Consider the following 16,952-nt stretch of genomic DNA (forward strand, 5'->3'; position numbering starts at 1 on the left):
CGTGCAGCACCACGTGTTAACGATGTCGTGGCTGAACCTCTGCGCGAATTCGAACGACTGCCATTCTGAGATCGCAATTGCACGCCAGTTGATCTTGACTATCTCATGCATTGGCGCAATGGACACGCGAGATCTTCAGTGATTTCGGCCACTTCTGCGCCGTCGCGAGCAGTCTAGAAATCAAACCATTCTAAATCTGGTCAGTCGAGAAAACGAAAACACATGAGCGCGTTCTATCGAGAGAAAGTTCTTTCCGTTCAGCACTGGACCGATACGCTTTTCAGCTTCCGAGCCACCCGCGATTCCGGTTTCCGCTTCCAGAATGGGCAGTTTGCCATGATCGGCCTCGAGGTCGACGGCCGGCCGCTGCTGCGCGCCTATTCGATGGCGAGCGCCAATCACGAGGAAGAGCTCGAGTTCTTCTCGATCAAGGTGCAGGACGGTCCGCTCACCTCCAAGCTGCAGAAGATCCGCGAGGGCGACATCATCCTGGTCGGCCGCAAGGCGACCGGCACGCTGATCACCGACAATCTGATTCCCGGCAAGCGGCTGATGCTGCTGTCGACCGGCACCGGCCTTGCGCCGTTCGCCAGCCTGATCAAGGACCCCGAGGTCTATGATCGCTACGACCAGATCCTGCTGGTCCATGGCTGCCGCCAGGTCTCCGAGCTCGCTTATGGCGAGGAACTGGTCGCCAAGCTGCGCGACGACGAGCTGTTCGGCCCGCTGCTGTCGGAGAAGCTGTCGTACTATCCGACCGTGACCCGCGAGCCGTTCCGCAACCGCGGCCGCATCACCGACCTGATCACGTCGAATCAGCTGTTCGCCGATCTGCATCAGGGCCCGCTCGACATCGAGACCGACCGCATCATGATGTGCGGCAGCCCGGCGATGCTGGAAGAGCTGAAGCAGCTGTTCGAGACCCGCGGCTTCAAGGAAGGCTCAGGCAACACCCCCGGTCACTTCGTGATCGAGAAGGCATTCGTCGAGCGCTAGTTTTACGTCGTCCCGGCGCAGGCCGGGACCCATTACCACCACTCTCAGTTTTGCGAAGGCTGGGGCCCCATCGGGCTCCAGCCTTTTGCATTTGTGGTTGGGTCCCGGCCTGCGCCGGGACGACGATGGTGTTTGTGGCGTCGTCCATTCCCCCGCTGCTATAACGCCAGCAACGCCGTGCAGCCCTTCCTCGAACGCGGCGACCAGGGAGCCGCACCTTGTCCATCACCGATCCGGATGCACCGAAGACCGCCTTTGTGTTCGCCGGAGGCGGCAGCTTTGGCGCGGTTCAGGTCGGCATGCTGCAGGCGCTGGCCGCGCATGGCGTGATCGCCGACATGGTGGTCGGCTCCAGCGTCGGCGCGCTGAACGGTGCGTTCTATGCGGGTGACCCGACGGTTTCGGGCGTGGCGCGGCTAGCCGAGATCTGGCGCGGCCTGAACCGGCAGGACGTGTTTCCGGTGACCTGGCGGACGCTCGCGAGCTTCCTGTGGCGGCGCGACTTCCTGATCCCGCATGACGGCGTCCGCAGGCTGATCGACGACTACATCCCGTTCCGCAATCTCGAGGACGCGCGGATCCCGATCCACATCGTCACCACTGATATCATCAGCGGCGACAGCGTGGTGCTGTCGGAAGGCTCGGCCGCGGAGGCGATCGTGGCATCGACCGCGATTCCCGGCGCGTTCACGCCAGTGCATTACCGCGACCATTTCCTGGCCGACGGCGCGATCTCCAGCAACACGCCAGTCCGCGTTGCCGTGAAGCATGGGGCAAAACGCCTGATCGTGCTGCCGACCGGGCATGCCTGCGCCAACCAGGCGCCGCCGGTCGGCGCGCTCGCCAACGCGCTGCATGCGCTGACGCTGCTGATTGCGCGGCAACTCGTCAACGAGCTCGAGAACATCAGTCCCGACGTCGAGTATTTCGTGGTGCCGCCGCTCTGCCCGCTGGTCGGCTCGCCCTACGATTTCTCCCGGACCGCCGATCACATCGCACGCGCGCTGGACACCACCAATGCGTGGCTGGACAGCGACGGGCTCAAGCCGGGCCACATCCCGCACGAATTGCAGCCGCACGACCATTGAGGGGGCCGGCCTGGATCCGCTTCTTGGTGCAGTGCAAAAGCAAATCGATCTGGCCGATCGCGGCAACCGCACCCGCCCAATCGGGCGGTTGTCACATCTGTGACTGCTCGGCCGTATAACCGTAGTGCACTTGTTGCGCGAGTTGGATTAGGCTTGCCCCCGACAGGGTATTCCAGGCAGACCGGAGGATTCCATGGACACGATTTTGCTTCCGTTCTCGCCGCGCTTCATCGTGCTGACGATCTGCGCCGTCGTTACCGTACTGCTGCTGCTGGTTGGAATTTTCGACCACAAGGTCTTCAAGATCATCCTGATCCCGCTGGTCATCTTCGGCGCGCTGACACTGCTCGGCATCCGCGACTTTACCCAGAAGAACCATGCGGTGCTGCGCAACTACCCGATCTCGGCGCATGTCCGCTTCCTGCTCGAGGAAATCCGCCCAGAGATGCGGCAGTATTTCTTCGAGAGCGAGAAGGACGGCATGCCGTTCTCCCGCGACACCCGCGCCGTGGTCTATCAGCGCGCCAAGATGGTGCTCGACAAGCGGCCGTTCGGCACCCAGGAGGACGTCTACCGCGAGGGCTACGAGTGGATGCACCACTCGGTGGCGCCGAAGCCGCGTGCCGACCAGAAGTTCCGCATCACCATCGGCGGTCCCGACTGCACCAAGCCGTATTCGGCCTCGGTCTTCAACATCTCGGCGATGAGCTTTGGCGCGCTGAGCCCGAACGCGGTCCGCGCGCTGAACGCCGGCGCCAAGAAGGGCGGCTTCGCCCACGACACCGGCGAGGGCGGCGTCAGCCCGTATCATCGCGAGATGGGCGGTGACATCATCTGGGAGATCGGCTCCGGCTATTTCGGCTGCCGCAACCGCGACGGCACCTTCAATCCCGACGAGTTCGCGCGCGTCGCGAGCGACGACCAGATCAAGATGGTCGAGCTCAAGATCAGCCAGGGCGCCAAGCCCGGCCATGGCGGCGTGCTGCCGGCGGCTAAGGTCTCCGAGGAGATTTCCAAGATCCGGGGCGTGCCGATGGGCGAGGACTGCATCTCGCCGGCCTATCACAAGGCGTTCTCGACGCCGATCCAGATGATGGAATTCGTCGCGCAGATGCGCAAACTGTCCGGCGGCAAGCCGGCCGGCTTCAAGATGTGCATCGGCCATCCCTGGGAGTTCCTCGCGATCTGCAAGGCGATGAAGGAGAGCGGGCTCTATCCCGACTTCATCGTGGTCGACGGTAACGAGGGCGGCACCGGCGCCGCGCCGCTCGAATTCATGGATCATCTGGGCATGCCGATGCGCGAGGGCGTCAATTTCGTCCACAACGCGCTGGTCGGCATCGGTGCGCGCGACCGCATCAAGATCGGCGCCTCCGGCAAGATCGCGACCGCCTTCGACATGGCGCGCGCGATGGCGATCGGGGCCGACTGGTGCAATTCGGCGCGCGGCTTCATGTTCGCGCTCGGCTGCATCCAGTCGCTGAGCTGCCACACCGATCGCTGCCCGACCGGCGTCACCTCGCAGGACCCGATCCGCAACCGCGCGCTCTACGTGCCGGACAAGATCGAGCGCGTGTACAACTACCACCACTCGACCCTGCACGCGCTGACCGAGCTGCTCGCCGCCGCCGGCCTCGAGCACACCAAGGATCTGCGCCCGATCCACTTCTCGCAGCGCAGCTCGACCACCGAGGTGAGCACCTTCGCCGAGCTCTATCCGGCGCTGCGCCCCGGCGAGCTGCTCGAAGGCACCCAGGACCGCCGCTTCCGCGACGCCTGGGCGATGGCGCGCGCCGACTCGTTCCAGCCGGCGGGGTAGGGCGCCGCTAAGCGGGCGCGCCGAACCACCTGGCCAGCGCCTCCGTGAGCCCGGTGCGGGATCGCTCTCCCACCCACGCGACGTAGCCGTCGGGTCGGACCAGCACGGCTGTGGGTGCCGATACGGTTCCGAGCGCAGGAAGCTCCCACGCGCCGGCGTAACTGGCGTCGACCAGTTGGACCCGGCCGGTCCATCCCGCGATGTCGACGCTGCCGGGCTCGCCAAGATTGAGCAGCACCGGCCGCGCCTGGTGCAGCAGGGCGAAGAGCTGCATCGGGCCGTCGGCGGTGACGAGATCGAGATCGGGCATGCGGCGCCCGAGCAGCTCATGGCCGTCGCCGAGATCGTAGTTGACGTCGAGGCCCGACATCATCGCGGCGAAGCGCCTGCGCGGCTCGTCCATGCGCAGCAGCTCGGAGACCACCTCGTTCAGCGCCCTGCTGCGCGCATCGGTTCGGCTGAGCGCGACGTATGCCATGGTGTTGCGCAGCACGCGGGCCGCGACCGGATGCCGTTCGGCGTGATAGCTGTCGAGCAGGCTGTCCGGCGAGATCTGCTTGACCACCTGGGCGAGCTTCCAGCCCAAATTCATCGCGTCCTGCACGCCGATATTGAGGCCCTGTCCGCCCATCGGCGGATGCACATGGGCGGCATCGCCGGCCAGCAGCACGCGCTGCTTGCGATAGGTCACCGCCTGCCTTGTCATGTCGGTGAAGCGCGAGATCCAGACCGGATTGTGGATGCCGAAATCGGTGCCGTACGCGGCAGCCAGCGCCTCGCTGACGTCGCGCAGGGTGGGCTCCCTGTCCGTGCCGAGCTGCCGCTCGGTCAGCACCAGCCGAACCCGTCCACCATCTTCCGCCTTGCCGATGGCGCAGGTGCCAGTGTCGTCCTGACGAAAGCCCCATTGCGGCTCGCTGGACATTTCGGCCTCGGCGATCAGCCAGCTCCTGGTCGGATCCCATCCGGCGAATTCGATGCCGGCCGTCTTGCGGACGATGCTCCGGCCGCCGTCGCAGCCGACGAGATATTCTGCCCGGAGCGACTGGCCGTCCGACAGCGTGACGTCGACGCCGGCGTCGTCCTGCGTAAAGCCGGTCACCTCGCGCGCGCGATCAATCGGCACTGTGAGTTCGCCGACCCACTCGCCGAGAATGCGCTCGGTATGGCCCTGGAACAGCCCAAGCGTGAAGTTGCGCCGGGTCGGAAAGTCGGTGATGTCGAGCGGCACCAGATGCGAGTGGAACAGCACCGCCGGATGGCGCGTCCCCTGCGCAACGAAGCGCTCGCCGATGCCGCGCTGGTCGAGCATTTCGATGGTGCGCGCATGCAGGCCGCCCGCACGTGCGCCGATCAGGTCCGGGCTCGCCCGCCGCTCGACGACAGCAACATCGACGCCGGCCAGCGCCAGTTCGCCCGCCAGCATCAGCCCGGTCGGACCTCCGCCGGCAATCACCACTGCATGTTCCCGCATCCTGCACGCCTCCGTTCGATTGGGCGCGCGTTCTACGGGATGACCCCGGGCTTGCGGCAAGCCCGGGGGGTCTACATATATCTGAGTGGGGAGAGGGCATTTTGTCGCTCGAACCAGTTCAGCAATCATTGCGAGGAGCGAAGCGACGAAGCAATCCATGCTTCGGCATACGCGGCGCTATGGATTGCTTTGCTTCGCTAGCAATGACGGAAGAAGATCTGAACCCTGAACGGGTTCGTAGCCCGGATGAAGCGAAGCGAAATCCGGGCGTGGTCGGACGTGCTCGCCACTTGCCCCGGATTACGCTGCGCTTCATCCGGGCTACGCTTTTAGGTTTAAAACTCGCCGTGGATGCGGCCGGAGAAGATGTGCACCGGGCCGCGGTCGGCGTTGTAGGCGGGGTTGGTGATGAACTGATAGTCCGCGGTCAGCGTCAGGTTCTTGTTGACCTGATAGGCGTAGTAGGTCTCGAAGATCCGCTCCGGGCTGTAGTTCAGCGCGCCGTCGCCGATCAAGAGGCCGAGGCCGCCGGCGGCGAGGAAGTCGCGATGCGCTGACGACAGCCCGTTGATCGCGCCGCCGATGCCGATCGTGTCGTTGGCCCGGCCCCAGGAGCTGCCCTTGATCGACAGGCCGCCGGAGACGCTGCGATCGACGTCGGTGAACGAGAGGATCTCGTTGCGGCCGTCGTTCCAGCTCAGGCGGCCGAACAGACCGACGTCGGTTACGATCTGTTGCTCGCCGTTCAGGTAGAAGCCGTATTTGGTGTTGTCCTTGCGGATACTGGCCATCACGTCGTTGATGTCGAGATCCGGGTTGGCGTCCTCGATCGCGAGCGCCTGGCGGTAATTGCCGGTGTTGCCGCGGTTGCCGAACACGCCGACGCGCAGCTTGCCGGGTTGATCGAAGATCGAATAGCGGGCCTCGAACTCCACCACCGCGCCGCCGGTGTTGAACACCAGCACGTCGCTGTTCGGCGCATTCGGCACCTGGAACACGCCGGCGCGCACCGCCCAATCCTTGCGGTTGAGCTCGACCACGGCGCCGCGGGTATAGCCGGGCAGATCCGCCGGGAAGTCGTAGGCGGCGGAGGCCCACATCGCCCAGTTCATGAAGTCGGCGCGCGGGTCCTTGGCGTAAGAGTTGCCGTCGAAGAAATCGCCCACCGCGAAGCGGCCGACCACGATCGTGAGACGATCGATGTCGCGCTTGCCCGCGATCTGATTGGGGCCGTCGGGGACGTCTTCCTGCTCGCCGCCGAAGCCGAAGGTCTGCTTGAAGAAGTAGCGCTGCGGCCGGATCTTCGGGTATGGCGCGCCGGCCTTCTGGGCTTCACCGTTCGAGAAGCCGGCAAGGCCGAGCGTGCCGTTGAGGCCAAAACCCTGCGCCGTTTCCGGATTGAAGTAGAGCTCGCCGCCCTCCCAGAGCCGCACGCCGAGAAACGCCGTGGTGGTCCAGGTCTGCTGCGACTGTCCCGCGCCGGGAAGGCTGTTGGTGCCGGCATAGGGCGAGCGGAACGATGCATAGGTCTGCGGCACCAGCGTCGTTTGTCCGTGCACGCTCCAGTCGACGAAGTCCGGCAGCGCGGCGCGCGTCGGCGTCGCCGACCACGGCGAATCGCCGAGCTGATAGTTCAGCCCGAATTTCAGCAGGTGAATGCGCGGATCGATGCTGACGCCAGGCAAGCCGAAGTCGTTGAGGCCGAGCGTACGGCGCGACAGGTCGATGTACTCGTATTCGAGCTTCGCCGTCCAGTTGCCGCTCAGCGCAAATTCGGCGCCTGCGCCTGCGGTCCAGCCGGTCTGGTACTGGCCAGGCTGCGAAATTACGCTGTCTGCGGCATCGTTGACCCTGACCTCGCTGTGCCCCCAGGCGAAGCCCGCGGTCACGTAAGGCATCCAGGTGCCGAAGCTGTAGCCGGCGCGGCCGCGCACCGTGCCGACATAATCGATCGATGCGTTGAAGGGGCCCGGCGGGCGGCGCACCGTATCGGTCGGGCCGGTGAACGTCGCATCCGCCTCGACGCCGAGCACGAAGCGGTTGGCGAATTCCTTGTTGTATCCGGCCTGGAAGCCACCGATCCCGCCAGTGATGGTGGGCGGAAAGAACACGCCCTGTTCCAGGATCGGATTGGTACCGGGACCAAGGCTGCCGTCGCCATAGCCGACATGGGCGCCGACATAGAAGCCGGTCCAGCTGTAGACCGCCCTGGCGGCGGGGGACTTGAGCGGCAGATCGGCGGCGGCCGCCGGCGCGCCGAAGGCTGCCGCACCGAGCGCTGCGCCGGCGGCGATCTGAACGCGGAAGAGGCGGACGCAGGTCATGACGCGGCTTTCCGCGAACAGCTGGCGGTTTCGTCCGTCATCACTGCAGATTTGGCCGCCGCGTGCCACCCGAGATTTGAAGTCATCGCCCGCCGTCCCCGGTCCGATCCGTGCCGTCCCACCCAAAGCCAGATCAGCACCTAGCATCCCCAGTTGCTTATTGCAAATAATTCGCAATAGCAACTGAGGCGCTCCGGATACCTCTCCGATTTGCACGCCTCTGTGACAGTCACGTAACAGCGCGCGGCGGCACGCCCCGTGCGCTGCGATCGACCAGCCATCTGTGGCAAATCGGTCGAGACCCGACCGTTCAATCGACGTCACCATTGTCTTCGCCCCTTGTCTTGATCAATGCCGGACGCGATGCCCTGCCGAGCACGGCCCTCGCGCCGGCCCGTTCGACACATCGCGCCAAGGACAGCGCCGTCCGCAGCCCGGCGCCTGAAATCATGCGTTGCCGATGGAGCGCGGTGGCGCCGCGCAGGATGGCGCCTGCCAGCCTGAACAACACGATCGCGCCCCATCGCCGGCCGCGGCCGGGCGCAGTCACGCTCCCACCGTGGCGAGCTGCACGATCCGCAGCAGCACGAGGCCGGCGGCGACGGCGAGGTAGCCGCGCAGCACGATCATCCAGATCCGGCTCAGCGGGCTGAGCCGCGCCGGCGGCAGCCGGTCGAGCGGCGGCATCCGCCAGGTATCGCGATCGAACAGCGGTGGCTGGTGCCGCTTGAAGCGGAACGATGCGTTGCGGCGCGATGACATCTCGTACAGCTTGACGGCGGCGACGACCGCGAGGGCAATCAGGCTGCCGCCGATGAGGATGGCGATGATCCAGGCTTCGCCGAGATCGGGGAACAGCACCGCTGCGGTCAAGATCACCGACAGCATCACCAGCGCCGCGACCACCGCGCCGGTGAATAGGTTCAGCTTCGTCGAATTGACCCAAGGCCCGAGGATGCGGCGGTCGTTGCACAGCAAGAGCAGGAACACGGTCGCGCTCGGCAGCAATACGCCGGCCAATGTCTGCACCGCATTGGTGAGCAGCCCGAGCGGCGTGCCCGGCGTCAGCACCAGCACCGCAGCAAGCACGATCAGCCCGCAATAGACGCTGTAGAAGCCCTTCGCGTCCCACGGCTTGCGGTGCAGCGAGTGCTTGACCGCGAACACATCGCCGATCGCATAAGCGGTTGCCAGCGACACTGCGGCCGCGCCGATGATGCAGGCATCGAGCAGCGCCAGCGCAAACAGCACCGCCGGCAGCCGGCCGGCGTATTTCTCGAGGCCTACCGCGGTCCCCAGCGCGTCGGTGTAATTGCCGAATTCGGGCTTTCCCGCGAACGCCTCCGCGCAGAACGAGATCATCGCGACCGCGCCGACCACGACCAGCGCGATGCCGATGCACAGATCCATCCGCTCATAGCGGATGAAGCGCGGCGTGATCCGCTTGTCGACGATGTAGCTCTGCTGGAAGAACAATTGCCACGGCGCCACCGTGGTGCCGACGATGGCGACGATAAGGAGCATCACCTCGCTGAGCTTGGCCCCTTCGGGCATCTTCGGCACGAAGAAGTCGGTCGCGATCTGCCCGATCGGCGGATGCACCATCAGGATCACCGGCACCAGCAGCAGGCTGCCGGCGACCAACACGATGCCGAAGCGTTCGAAGCGGCGGAAGTCGCCGGTCGAGACCGCGAGCATCACGATCGCGGCCGACGCCAGCACGCCCCAGAACTGCGAGACGCCGAGAAAATGAAGCGCGAACGTGATGCCGATGAATTCGGTGACGATGGTCAGCGCGTTCAGCACCAGGAGGTCGATGACGCTGAAGGCGCCCCAGAACCTGCCGAAGCGCTCGAAGATCAGCCGCGCATGGCCGACGCCGGTGACGGCGCCGAGCCGCACCACCATCTCCTGGTTGACGTAGAGCACGGGGATCAGCAGCAGCAGCGTCCACAGCAGCGTGGTGCCGTAGTTCTGCCCGGCCTGGGTGTAGGTGCCGAACGCGCCGGCATCATTGTCGCCGACCATCACGATCAGGCCGGGGCCGACGATTGCCAGCAGGGTCTTCAGGCGGGCCAGCAATGTCGCGCGCGGTGCGGTGTCGTCACGGGCGATGCTGCCGAGCGCGCCGTGGATGTCGCCGGCATGCGCGGTATCGAGAATGGCGATGGGGGTGGTCTTGCTTTCGGTCATTTCGCGTCTCCTCGCCGCCCTTCGGGCACGGCGGGAGGGACGCGGAACCGTCAGGCGCGCACGTCTCCGCTACCGTGAGCAGCGGCACTTCCAGATGTGATGCAGTTCAAGGATCCCGTTGCTGCGCCTGACAGCCGCGCAACGGGGCAACTAGGTCCTTCGTCCATGTCGGCCTCCTAAGCGCAGAGCCGCGGCTTCGCCGCACTGCCACGCATGGCTCGTGCGCGCGGGCCAAAGTGCCGGCCCGCGCGCCGCTGACGATCGAGATCGCCGCCGGTGTCGTCGACGATCCAGCGGCACTCCAGCCGGCCATCGATCAGGACCCAATGACAGGCCAGGGTTGGACGCCGGCGATCCGCCAGGCGGCGAAAGCCCGGCAAATTGTCATTGGAATGAACAGCCGGCGGCACCATGCGCCGCGGCTCGGACGATCGGAATTTTGCGAGCTTTTCGAACATCGCTCACCTCCACTTCCGCTGTCGCGCGGCAGGCCGGTGAGGAGCAGGCGGTTACGCGAGGCGCGACCACCCATCCACGCAGGCAGTCTGCGCGATAGTCTTGCTATGTTGCGGCGTCACCAGTCCCGGCACTGCCGGTCTACTGTCGCCTGAGTTGCTACTGCCCATGTGCCTTCTGTGCTGGCTCGTGGAACGATTGGTGTCCGGGGATCAAACCCCGCAACGGAACGAATGTTCCGATCATCGCGCACTACGCCCGGCACAAACGCATGTCAAGCCGAAACCGCTATCCTCCTGGGAGGATCCTGACTATCCTCCCAGGAGGATAGGAGAACCGCATGTCCGACGACCACCCGCACGCTGCGATCGTCCGGCGCCTGAAGCGCGCCAACGGCCATCTCGAGACCATCGTCGAGATGATCGAGCAGGGCCGGCCCTGCGCGCAGATCGCCCAGCAATTGCAGGCGGTGGAGAGCGCGATCGAGAGCGCCAAGAAGGCACTGATCCACGATCACATCGGCCACAGCCTGGAGGAGACGCTGAAGGCCTCGGGCGCGAAGGGCCGCGCCGTGCTGCGCGACTTCCGGCTGATCGCGAAGTATCTGTGAGCCGCGTCAGCATGCCGCAAGCTCGCAAGCGGTGACCCGTCCGGGGGGATCACCGGACGGGTCGGTTGCGACACGGGGTGGATGAGGACCCGTGCCGAACGCAGGATCCGCAGCCTTTGGAGAAACCCGTCGATCAGTAGCAGGAGCGCACGCGGCCGATATAGTTGCCGTAGGCGTCGAACTGGCGCACCCAGACGCAGCGCCGATAGCCGTTGTAGTAGTAGCCGTCATTGGCCGCGATCGCGCTGCCGACGATGGCGGCGCCGACGAGCCCCGCACCGACGCCCCAGCCCCAGCCATACGGCCTGGCTTCGGCCTGCGAGGTGGTGGACGCGATGGTGCCGGTCACGGCGAGCGCGGTGAGGGCGAGGGCGGCGAATTTGGTCTTGATCGACACGGAGGACTCCATCCTGTGTGAGCGCGGCGCCGGTGTGGTCCGCATGCCCCGTTGGACAGAGGCTTTCCGGTTCCGGTTCGAAGACCGTGCCCGAAATATGGTTTCGTGAATTGTTTCGTCGGTCTCTCGCGCGACGAAGGAATCGCCGGTCAGTTGCCGCGAAATACGCTCGGGTCGAATTTTTCGACGTCGGCCAGCAGCTCGCAGAACGCGCGGGCGCCATGCTCGATCAGCTTCTCGCCCTTCTCGGCCGAGGCCTTGGTCGCATCGCCGATCGCACCGCTCGGATTGAGGTCCTGCGCCTGCCAGGCGAACGGCGCCGGCCGCTGCGTCGACAGAACGCGATGATCCTTCTCGATCTGCACGCTCGCGGGCTTGAAGTCCGCGATCGCATCCTTGCGCACGGTTTGCGGATACTTCGCCAGCATGATCGAGGTCTCGACTGCGCCGCCATGGATGCCGTGGCGCAATTCGTCGGCATCGAACAGCCCGTCGGACGTGCCGAAGCGCGACCAGCCCGTGGTCACCACCAGCATGTTTCGTTGCGCACGCAGGTCCTGCGCGACGAGCTGCATCGCGGCCGAATTGCCGCCATGGCTGGTCACGATCACGAGCTTTTGGACCCCGGCGCGCGCCACGCTCTCGCCGAGCGCCATCCAGCTTTTCAGCGCCACGTTGGTCGGCAGGGTCAGCGTGCCCGGAAAATCGATGTGCTCGGTTGAGATGCCGACCGGCTGCAAGGGCAGGAAGGTCACCGGGGAGGAAGCGGGCAGCAGCTCGCGCACCCGCGCCAGATAGGCCTCGCCGATCATGACGTCGGTTCCAACAGGCAGATGCGGCCCATGCTGCTCGGTCGCGGCCAGCGGCAGCACCGCGATCCAGCGCGCGGTCGTGCCCTTGGCGATATCGGGCCAGTGGATGGCGGTCCAGTCACGGGGCGGAAGCTGAGAGGTCATCAAGCCGGTCGTTTCAATACAAGCGTTTCATTGGATGGATTTGCAGGCTAGTTTGTTTAACATCAGTGAGGTGTTCGCGTCTCCGGGCGCGGTCCTCATTCCCGGGGCGTGATCCGCGCCCTGGCCTTCCATCATGGGCCATAATATCAGACGGAGTCCAACCATGATCCGGGCCTTTTTGCCGCGAGCGTTAACCACAGCCCTGCTGGCCGCCACCCTCAGCGTTTCCGCAGGCCTCAACCCGGCGCGGGCACAGACGCTGGACAAGGTCTCGTTCGGCACCAACTGGGTCGCCGAGGGCGAGCATGGCGGGTTCTTCCAGGCGCTGGCCGACGGCACCTACAAGAAATACGGCCTCGACGTCACCATCGTGCCCGGCGGTCCCAACGAGAACAACCGCATGCTGCTGATCGCGGGCAAGCTCGATTTCTTCATGAGCGCGAACTCGCTGCAGACCTTCGACGCCGTCACCAACAACGTGCCGCTGGTCGCCGTCGCCGCCATGTTCCAGAAGGACCCGCAGGTCTTCCTGACCCATCCCGAGGCCAAGGTCAGCAAGATCGAGGATCTGAAGCCGCTGACGCTGCTGATCTCGAAGGAGGGCATCACCAGCTACTTCCAGTGGCTGAAGTCCGAATACGGCTTCGACGAGAACAAGGTGAAGCCCTACACCTTCAACCCGCAGCCCTTCATCGTGAACAAGCAGACCGCGATGCAGGGCTACGTCACGTCAGAGCCCTTTGCAGTCGAGAAGGCCGCCGGCTTCAAGCCGAATGTGCTGCTGCTCGCCGATTACGGCTTCAACTCCTACTCGACCTTGATCGAGACCCGCCGCGACCTGGTCGACAAGAAGCCCGACCTGGTGCAGCGCTTCGTCGATGCCTCGATCGTGGGCTGGTACCATTACGTCTACGGCGACAATTCGGCTGGCAACGCGATGATCAAGAAGCTCAACCCCGACATGAATGACGAACTGCTGGCCTATTGCGTCGCCAAGATGCGCGAGCACGGCATCGTCGATTCCGGCGATTCCATCAAGAACGGCATCGGCGCCATGACCGACGAGCGGATGGCGAGTTTCTTCGACAAGATGGTGCGCGCCGGCGTGGTCAAGAGCACCATCGATTATCGCCAGGGCTACACGCTGCGCTTCGTCAACAAGGCGGTCGGCGTCGAGCTCCGGCCGAAGAACTGACGGCCGGAACGCGCGATGGCGGAATCTCCGTTGTCTGGATCTGATGCCGGGCCGGCCGTGCGCCTGCGCGGCGTCAGCAAGATCTATGACAGTGGCGTGACGGCACTGGGCCCGTTCGACCTCGATGTGCGGCGCGGCGAGTTCGTCTCGCTGCTCGGGCCCTCCGGTTGCGGCAAATCCACTGCGCTGCGAATTATTGCGGGCCTTGCCACACCGAGCGGCGGCACCGTCGAGCTCTCGCATCATGGCGCGGAGCAGCGCGGCAGCCATCCGATCGGCTTCGTGTTTCAGGAGCCGACCCTGATGCCATGGGCCACGGTGCGCGACAATGTCCGCCTGCCGCTGAAGCTCGCCCGCGCGCCGGCGGCTGGTGCCGACGCGCGCATCGATGCAGCGCTCGATCAGGTCGGGCTTGCGGAGTTCGCCTCCGCCTATCCGCGCGAATTGTCCGGCGGCATGAAGATGCGGGTGTCGCTGGCGCGCGCGCTGGTCACCGATCCGGATATCCTCTTGATGGACGAACCGTTCGCGGCGCTCGACGAGATCACGCGCTTTCGCCTCAACAACGATCTGCTGGCGCTGTGGCGCAACCTGCACAAGACCGTCATCTTCGTGACGCACTCGGTGTTCGAATCGGTCTATCTCTCCGAGCGCGTGATCGTGATGACGGCACGCCCCGGCCGGATCGGCACGGAGTTTCGCATCAGCTCGCCGGAACCGCGCGGCGAGGCGTTCCGCACCTCGGCCGAATATGCCGCGTTCTGCCGCGAGGTCTCCGGTGCGCTGGCGCCGTCTTATGCAGGGCAGGCGGGCGCATGAAGTCTCCGCAAGACCTCGTTCGCTTCCTGCTTCCTGTCGCGGTGTTTGCCGCGGGCCTGTTGCTCTGGGAAGCGATCGTTCGCGCCTACGGCATCCAGCCCTATGTGCTGCCGAGCCCGCTATTGGTGCTGAAGACGCTGGTCGCCGACTGGCCAATTCTGTCGCAATCGCTCGGCGTCACGCTGCTGACCACGCTCGAAGGCTTCGTTGCCGCGGCGGTCGGCGGCGTCGTGCTGGCGCTGCTGTTCAACCAGTCGAAATGGCTGGAGTATTCGCTGTTTCCCTACGCCGTGGTGCTGCAGGTCACGCCCGTCATCGCGATCGCGCCGCTGCTCTTGATCTATCTGCAGCAGCAGACCGCTGTCGTCGTCTGCGCCTGGATCGTGGCGTTCTTCCCGGTGCTGTCGAACACCACGCTCGGCCTCAACTCGGTCGATCGCAACCTCGCCGGATTGTTTCAACTTTATGGCGCGTCCAGGCTGCAGACGCTGCTTTTCCTGAAGCTGCCGGCGGCGCTGCCCTATATCCTCGGCGGCCTGCGCATCGCCGGCGGGCTGTCGCTGATCGGCGCCGTGGTCGCCGAGATCGCGGCTGGCAGCGCCGGCGCCGGCTCGGGACTCGCGTTCCGGATCGCTGAATCTGGCTACCGGCTGAATATTCCCCGCATGTTTGCAGCACTTCTGCTGCTATCGCTGGCCGGGATTGTCATCTATGGGTTGCTGGCGCTAGTTTCGCACCTCTTGTTGCGGCGCTGGCATGAAAGCGCGTTAGGAAAGGAAAGTTGATGGCCCCGATTTCTTCCGAAAAGATCGATCTCCTGATCTATGGACCGATCCGGCCAATCCTCGAAAACGGCTTTCCCGACCAATACGTGCTGCACAAGGCCGAGAGCCGCGGCGACCTCGAGCGGCTGACGCCGGACACGATGGCCAAGATCCGCGGCATCGCCGTCACCTATCACACGATGGCGACCGACAAGACCGCGATGGCGCAGTTTCCCAAGCTGGAAATCGTCGGCAGCTTCGGCGTCGGCTACGACCACGTCGATTCCGCCTATGCGCGAGATCACAATATCGTGGTCACCAACACGCCCGACGTGCTGACCGAGGAGGTCGCCGACGTCGCGATGGGGCTGTTGATCTCGACGTTGCGCGAATTCGTCAAGGCCGACCGCTATGTGCGCTCCGGCCTGTGGCAGACCCAGAACTATCCGCTCAGCGTTGGCTCCTTGCGTGACCGCAAGATCGGCATCGTTGGCATGGGCCGGATCGGCCAGGCGATCGGCCGTCGCCTGGAGGCGTCGCGGGTGCCGGTGTCGTATCACTCGCGCAATCCGTCGAAGGACGTTTCATACAAGCATTATCCCGATCTGCTCGAGATGGCGAAGGCGGTCGACACCCTGATCGTCATCGTGCCGGGCGGTGCCTCGACCGCGAAGATGATCAATGCCGACGTGCTGAAGGCGCTCGGCCCGCGCGGCGTGCTGATCAATGTCGCGCGCGGCTCGGTGGTCGACGAGCCGGCGCTGGTCGCGGCGCTGAAATCCGGCACCATCCTGGCGGCCGGCCTCGACGTGTTCGCCGCCGAGCCGAACGTGCCGGACGAGCTGAAGGCGATGCAGAACGTCGTGCTGCTGCCGCATATCGGCTCGGCCTCGGTGGTGACGCGCAATGCGATGGACCAGCTCGTGGTCGACAACATCAAGAACTGGTTCGCCGGCAAGCCGCCGCTGACGCCGGTTCCGGAGACGCCGGTGAAGGATCGCTGATGGCATTGTCCCGCTTCGGCGTCGTGCTGCCTGTGCTGCTGGCCGCGTGCGGTCCGGCGGCCGCGCAGGATGTCACGACGTTGAAGAGGGACATGATCGGGCAGTGGGAGCTCGCCACCACCGAGCGCAGCAAGACCTGCGTCGTGACGCTGAAGAGCGATGCGGCGCCACAGGGCTTCAGGCTCGAGCTCGAGCCGGCCTGCGCCGCCGCGCTGCCCTTCACCAAGGACATCACGGGCTGGAGCATCAAGGGCCTCGGCGACATCGTGCGGCTGCACAACGCGGCCGGCGAGGCGGTGATCGATTTTACCGAGGTCGAGACCGGCATCTTCGAAGGGATGCGCACCAACGAGGGCGTCTACATCCTGCAAAATCTCGCCGCCGCGCGCTCGCTCGCCAAGTCGATGGACCAGATGATCGGCGACTGGTCGATGGTCCGCGGCAACGGCCAGGCGATCTGCGCCCTGGTGCTGACCAACACCGACGCCGGCAATGACAATTTCCAGGTGTTTCTGAAGGGCAAATGCGATCCCACAGTCGCGGCCTTCAACCCGACGCTGTGGCGGCTCGACCATGGCCAGATGATCCTGATGTCGCCCAAGGGCGAGACCTGGCAGTTCGAGGCCGACGACAACGCCCAGTGGCGCCGCGTCCCCGACAGCGCCGACCCGCTGATCATGCTGCGGGAGCAGTAGGGCTGCCTCCAGAAGCCCGCATGAGCGAAAGCGACATGCGGGGTCAGTCGGTCCCGGGTATCGCTTCGCTCACCCGGGCTACAGCCCCGGCGGGAGCCGTAGGGGTTGGCGAATAGCACCGCCCCCGCATGCGAACTCGCGTGATTTCCGAATATTAGAAAT

At 65.2% G+C, this 16,952-nt stretch carries 15 protein-coding genes; 9 read left to right on the top strand and 6 right to left on the bottom strand.

Features of this window, described 5'->3' with window-relative positions:
- Positions 1 to 222 precede the first annotated feature (222 nt).
- The 3 genes from ACVILL_RS15345 to ACVILL_RS15355 all read left to right on the top strand — a co-directional run bounded on the left by ACVILL_RS15345 (position 223) and on the right by ACVILL_RS15355 (position 3,903).
- The gene (locus ACVILL_RS15345) at positions 223 to 996 is read left to right on the top strand and encodes a ferredoxin--NADP reductase (RefSeq protein WP_456729815.1); all 774 of its coding nucleotides are present in this window, start codon (positions 223 to 225) and stop codon (positions 994 to 996) included.
- 218 nt (positions 997 to 1,214) lie between these two features.
- Entirely contained in the window at positions 1,215 to 2,084 is an 870-nt protein-coding gene (locus ACVILL_RS15350) for a patatin-like phospholipase family protein (protein WP_456729816.1), read from the top strand.
- A 193-nt stretch (positions 2,085 to 2,277) separates the two neighbouring features.
- Entirely contained in the window at positions 2,278 to 3,903 is a 1,626-nt protein-coding gene (locus ACVILL_RS15355) for an FMN-binding glutamate synthase family protein (RefSeq protein WP_456729817.1), read from the top strand.
- Between the two features lie 7 nt (positions 3,904 to 3,910).
- On the opposite strand, the gene ACVILL_RS15360 is transcribed toward ACVILL_RS15355, so the two are convergent.
- The 4 genes from ACVILL_RS15360 to ACVILL_RS15375 form a co-directional block, all read right to left on the bottom strand.
- Positions 3,911 to 5,377 carry an FAD-dependent monooxygenase gene (locus tag ACVILL_RS15360; RefSeq protein ID WP_456729818.1) on the bottom strand — a complete coding sequence of 489 codons (1,467 nt, stop codon included), beginning with the start codon at positions 5,375 to 5,377 and terminating at the stop codon, positions 3,911 to 3,913.
- A 335-nt stretch (positions 5,378 to 5,712) separates the two neighbouring features.
- A complete protein-coding gene (locus ACVILL_RS15365) occupies positions 5,713 to 7,701 on the bottom strand; it encodes a carbohydrate porin (RefSeq protein ID WP_456729819.1) in 1,989 nt (662 codons plus the stop codon).
- Positions 7,702 to 8,247: 546 nt separating this feature from the next.
- On the bottom strand, positions 8,248 to 9,894 hold the full coding sequence (locus ACVILL_RS15370) for an NRAMP family divalent metal transporter (protein ID WP_456729820.1): 1,647 nt from the start codon (positions 9,892 to 9,894) through the stop codon (positions 8,248 to 8,250).
- 176 nt (positions 9,895 to 10,070) lie between these two features.
- A complete protein-coding gene (locus ACVILL_RS15375; protein ID WP_456729821.1) occupies positions 10,071 to 10,352 on the bottom strand; it encodes a hypothetical protein in 282 nt (93 codons plus the stop codon).
- Between the two features lie 338 nt (positions 10,353 to 10,690).
- Between ACVILL_RS15375 and ACVILL_RS15380 the strand changes: the two genes are divergently transcribed.
- Entirely contained in the window at positions 10,691 to 10,960 is a 270-nt protein-coding gene (locus ACVILL_RS15380; RefSeq protein WP_456729822.1) for a metal-sensing transcriptional repressor, read from the top strand.
- A 133-nt stretch (positions 10,961 to 11,093) separates the two neighbouring features.
- Here the strand turns inward: ACVILL_RS15380 and ACVILL_RS15385 are convergent, their stop codons facing one another.
- Together ACVILL_RS15385 and ACVILL_RS15390 are read right to left on the bottom strand one after the other, a co-directional pair.
- Positions 11,094 to 11,357 (bottom strand): hypothetical protein, encoded by a 264-nt coding sequence (locus ACVILL_RS15385; protein WP_456729823.1) that lies wholly within the window; start codon positions 11,355 to 11,357, stop codon positions 11,094 to 11,096.
- A gap of 149 nt (positions 11,358 to 11,506) precedes the next feature.
- Complete coding sequence (locus ACVILL_RS15390) at positions 11,507 to 12,313, bottom strand: creatininase family protein (protein ID WP_456729824.1); 807 nt, start codon at positions 12,311 to 12,313, stop codon at positions 11,507 to 11,509.
- Between the two features lie 163 nt (positions 12,314 to 12,476).
- On the opposite strand from ACVILL_RS15390, the gene ACVILL_RS15395 reads away from it, so the two are divergent.
- Genes ACVILL_RS15395 through ACVILL_RS15415 form a run of 5 tightly spaced genes read left to right on the top strand, consistent with a single transcriptional unit; the run spans position 12,477 to position 16,790 of the window.
- A complete protein-coding gene (locus tag ACVILL_RS15395) occupies positions 12,477 to 13,508 on the top strand; it encodes an ABC transporter substrate-binding protein (RefSeq protein ID WP_456729825.1) in 1,032 nt (343 codons plus the stop codon).
- A 15-nt stretch (positions 13,509 to 13,523) separates the two neighbouring features.
- Positions 13,524 to 14,327 carry an ABC transporter ATP-binding protein gene (locus ACVILL_RS15400; protein WP_456729826.1) on the top strand — a complete coding sequence of 268 codons (804 nt, stop codon included), beginning with the start codon at positions 13,524 to 13,526 and terminating at the stop codon, positions 14,325 to 14,327.
- Complete coding sequence (locus tag ACVILL_RS15405) at positions 14,324 to 15,112, top strand: ABC transporter permease (RefSeq protein ID WP_456729827.1); 789 nt, start codon at positions 14,324 to 14,326, stop codon at positions 15,110 to 15,112. The genes ACVILL_RS15400 and ACVILL_RS15405 overlap by 4 nt, the downstream gene beginning before the upstream one ends.
- Positions 15,112 to 16,095: a 2-hydroxyacid dehydrogenase gene (locus ACVILL_RS15410; protein ID WP_456729828.1), complete on the top strand. Its 984-nt coding sequence runs from the start codon at positions 15,112 to 15,114 to the stop codon at positions 16,093 to 16,095. The genes ACVILL_RS15405 and ACVILL_RS15410 overlap by 1 nt, the downstream gene beginning before the upstream one ends.
- Positions 16,095 to 16,790: an AprI/Inh family metalloprotease inhibitor gene (locus tag ACVILL_RS15415; protein WP_456729829.1), complete on the top strand. Its 696-nt coding sequence runs from the start codon at positions 16,095 to 16,097 to the stop codon at positions 16,788 to 16,790. Before ACVILL_RS15410 ends, ACVILL_RS15415 begins: the two co-directional genes overlap by 1 nt.
- Positions 16,791 to 16,952 lie beyond the last annotated feature (162 nt).

The organism is Bradyrhizobium sp. USDA 3364 (assembly GCF_054056355.1).

Coding starts and splice junctions, on each gene's coding strand:
- ACVILL_RS15345 (WP_456729815.1), top strand. CDS start 223: ATGAGCGCGTTCTATCGAGAGAAAGTTCTTTCCGTTCAGCACTGGACC.
- ACVILL_RS15355 (WP_456729817.1), top strand. CDS start 2,278: ATGGACACGATTTTGCTTCCGTTCTCGCCGCGCTTCATCGTGCTGACG.
- ACVILL_RS15360 (WP_456729818.1), bottom strand. CDS start 5,377: ATGCGGGAACATGCAGTGGTGATTGCCGGCGGAGGTCCGACCGGGCTG.
- ACVILL_RS15365 (WP_456729819.1), bottom strand. CDS start 7,701: ATGACCTGCGTCCGCCTCTTCCGCGTTCAGATCGCCGCCGGCGCAGCG.
- ACVILL_RS15370 (WP_456729820.1), bottom strand. CDS start 9,894: ATGACCGAAAGCAAGACCACCCCCATCGCCATTCTCGATACCGCGCAT.
- ACVILL_RS15375 (WP_456729821.1), bottom strand. CDS start 10,352: ATGTTCGAAAAGCTCGCAAAATTCCGATCGTCCGAGCCGCGGCGCATG.
- ACVILL_RS15380 (WP_456729822.1), top strand. CDS start 10,691: ATGTCCGACGACCACCCGCACGCTGCGATCGTCCGGCGCCTGAAGCGC.
- ACVILL_RS15390 (WP_456729824.1), bottom strand. CDS start 12,313: ATGACCTCTCAGCTTCCGCCCCGTGACTGGACCGCCATCCACTGGCCC.
- ACVILL_RS15395 (WP_456729825.1), top strand. CDS start 12,477: ATGATCCGGGCCTTTTTGCCGCGAGCGTTAACCACAGCCCTGCTGGCC.
- ACVILL_RS15400 (WP_456729826.1), top strand. CDS start 13,524: ATGGCGGAATCTCCGTTGTCTGGATCTGATGCCGGGCCGGCCGTGCGC.
- ACVILL_RS15405 (WP_456729827.1), top strand. CDS start 14,324: ATGAAGTCTCCGCAAGACCTCGTTCGCTTCCTGCTTCCTGTCGCGGTG.
- ACVILL_RS15410 (WP_456729828.1), top strand. CDS start 15,112: ATGGCCCCGATTTCTTCCGAAAAGATCGATCTCCTGATCTATGGACCG.
- ACVILL_RS15415 (WP_456729829.1), top strand. CDS start 16,095: ATGGCATTGTCCCGCTTCGGCGTCGTGCTGCCTGTGCTGCTGGCCGCG.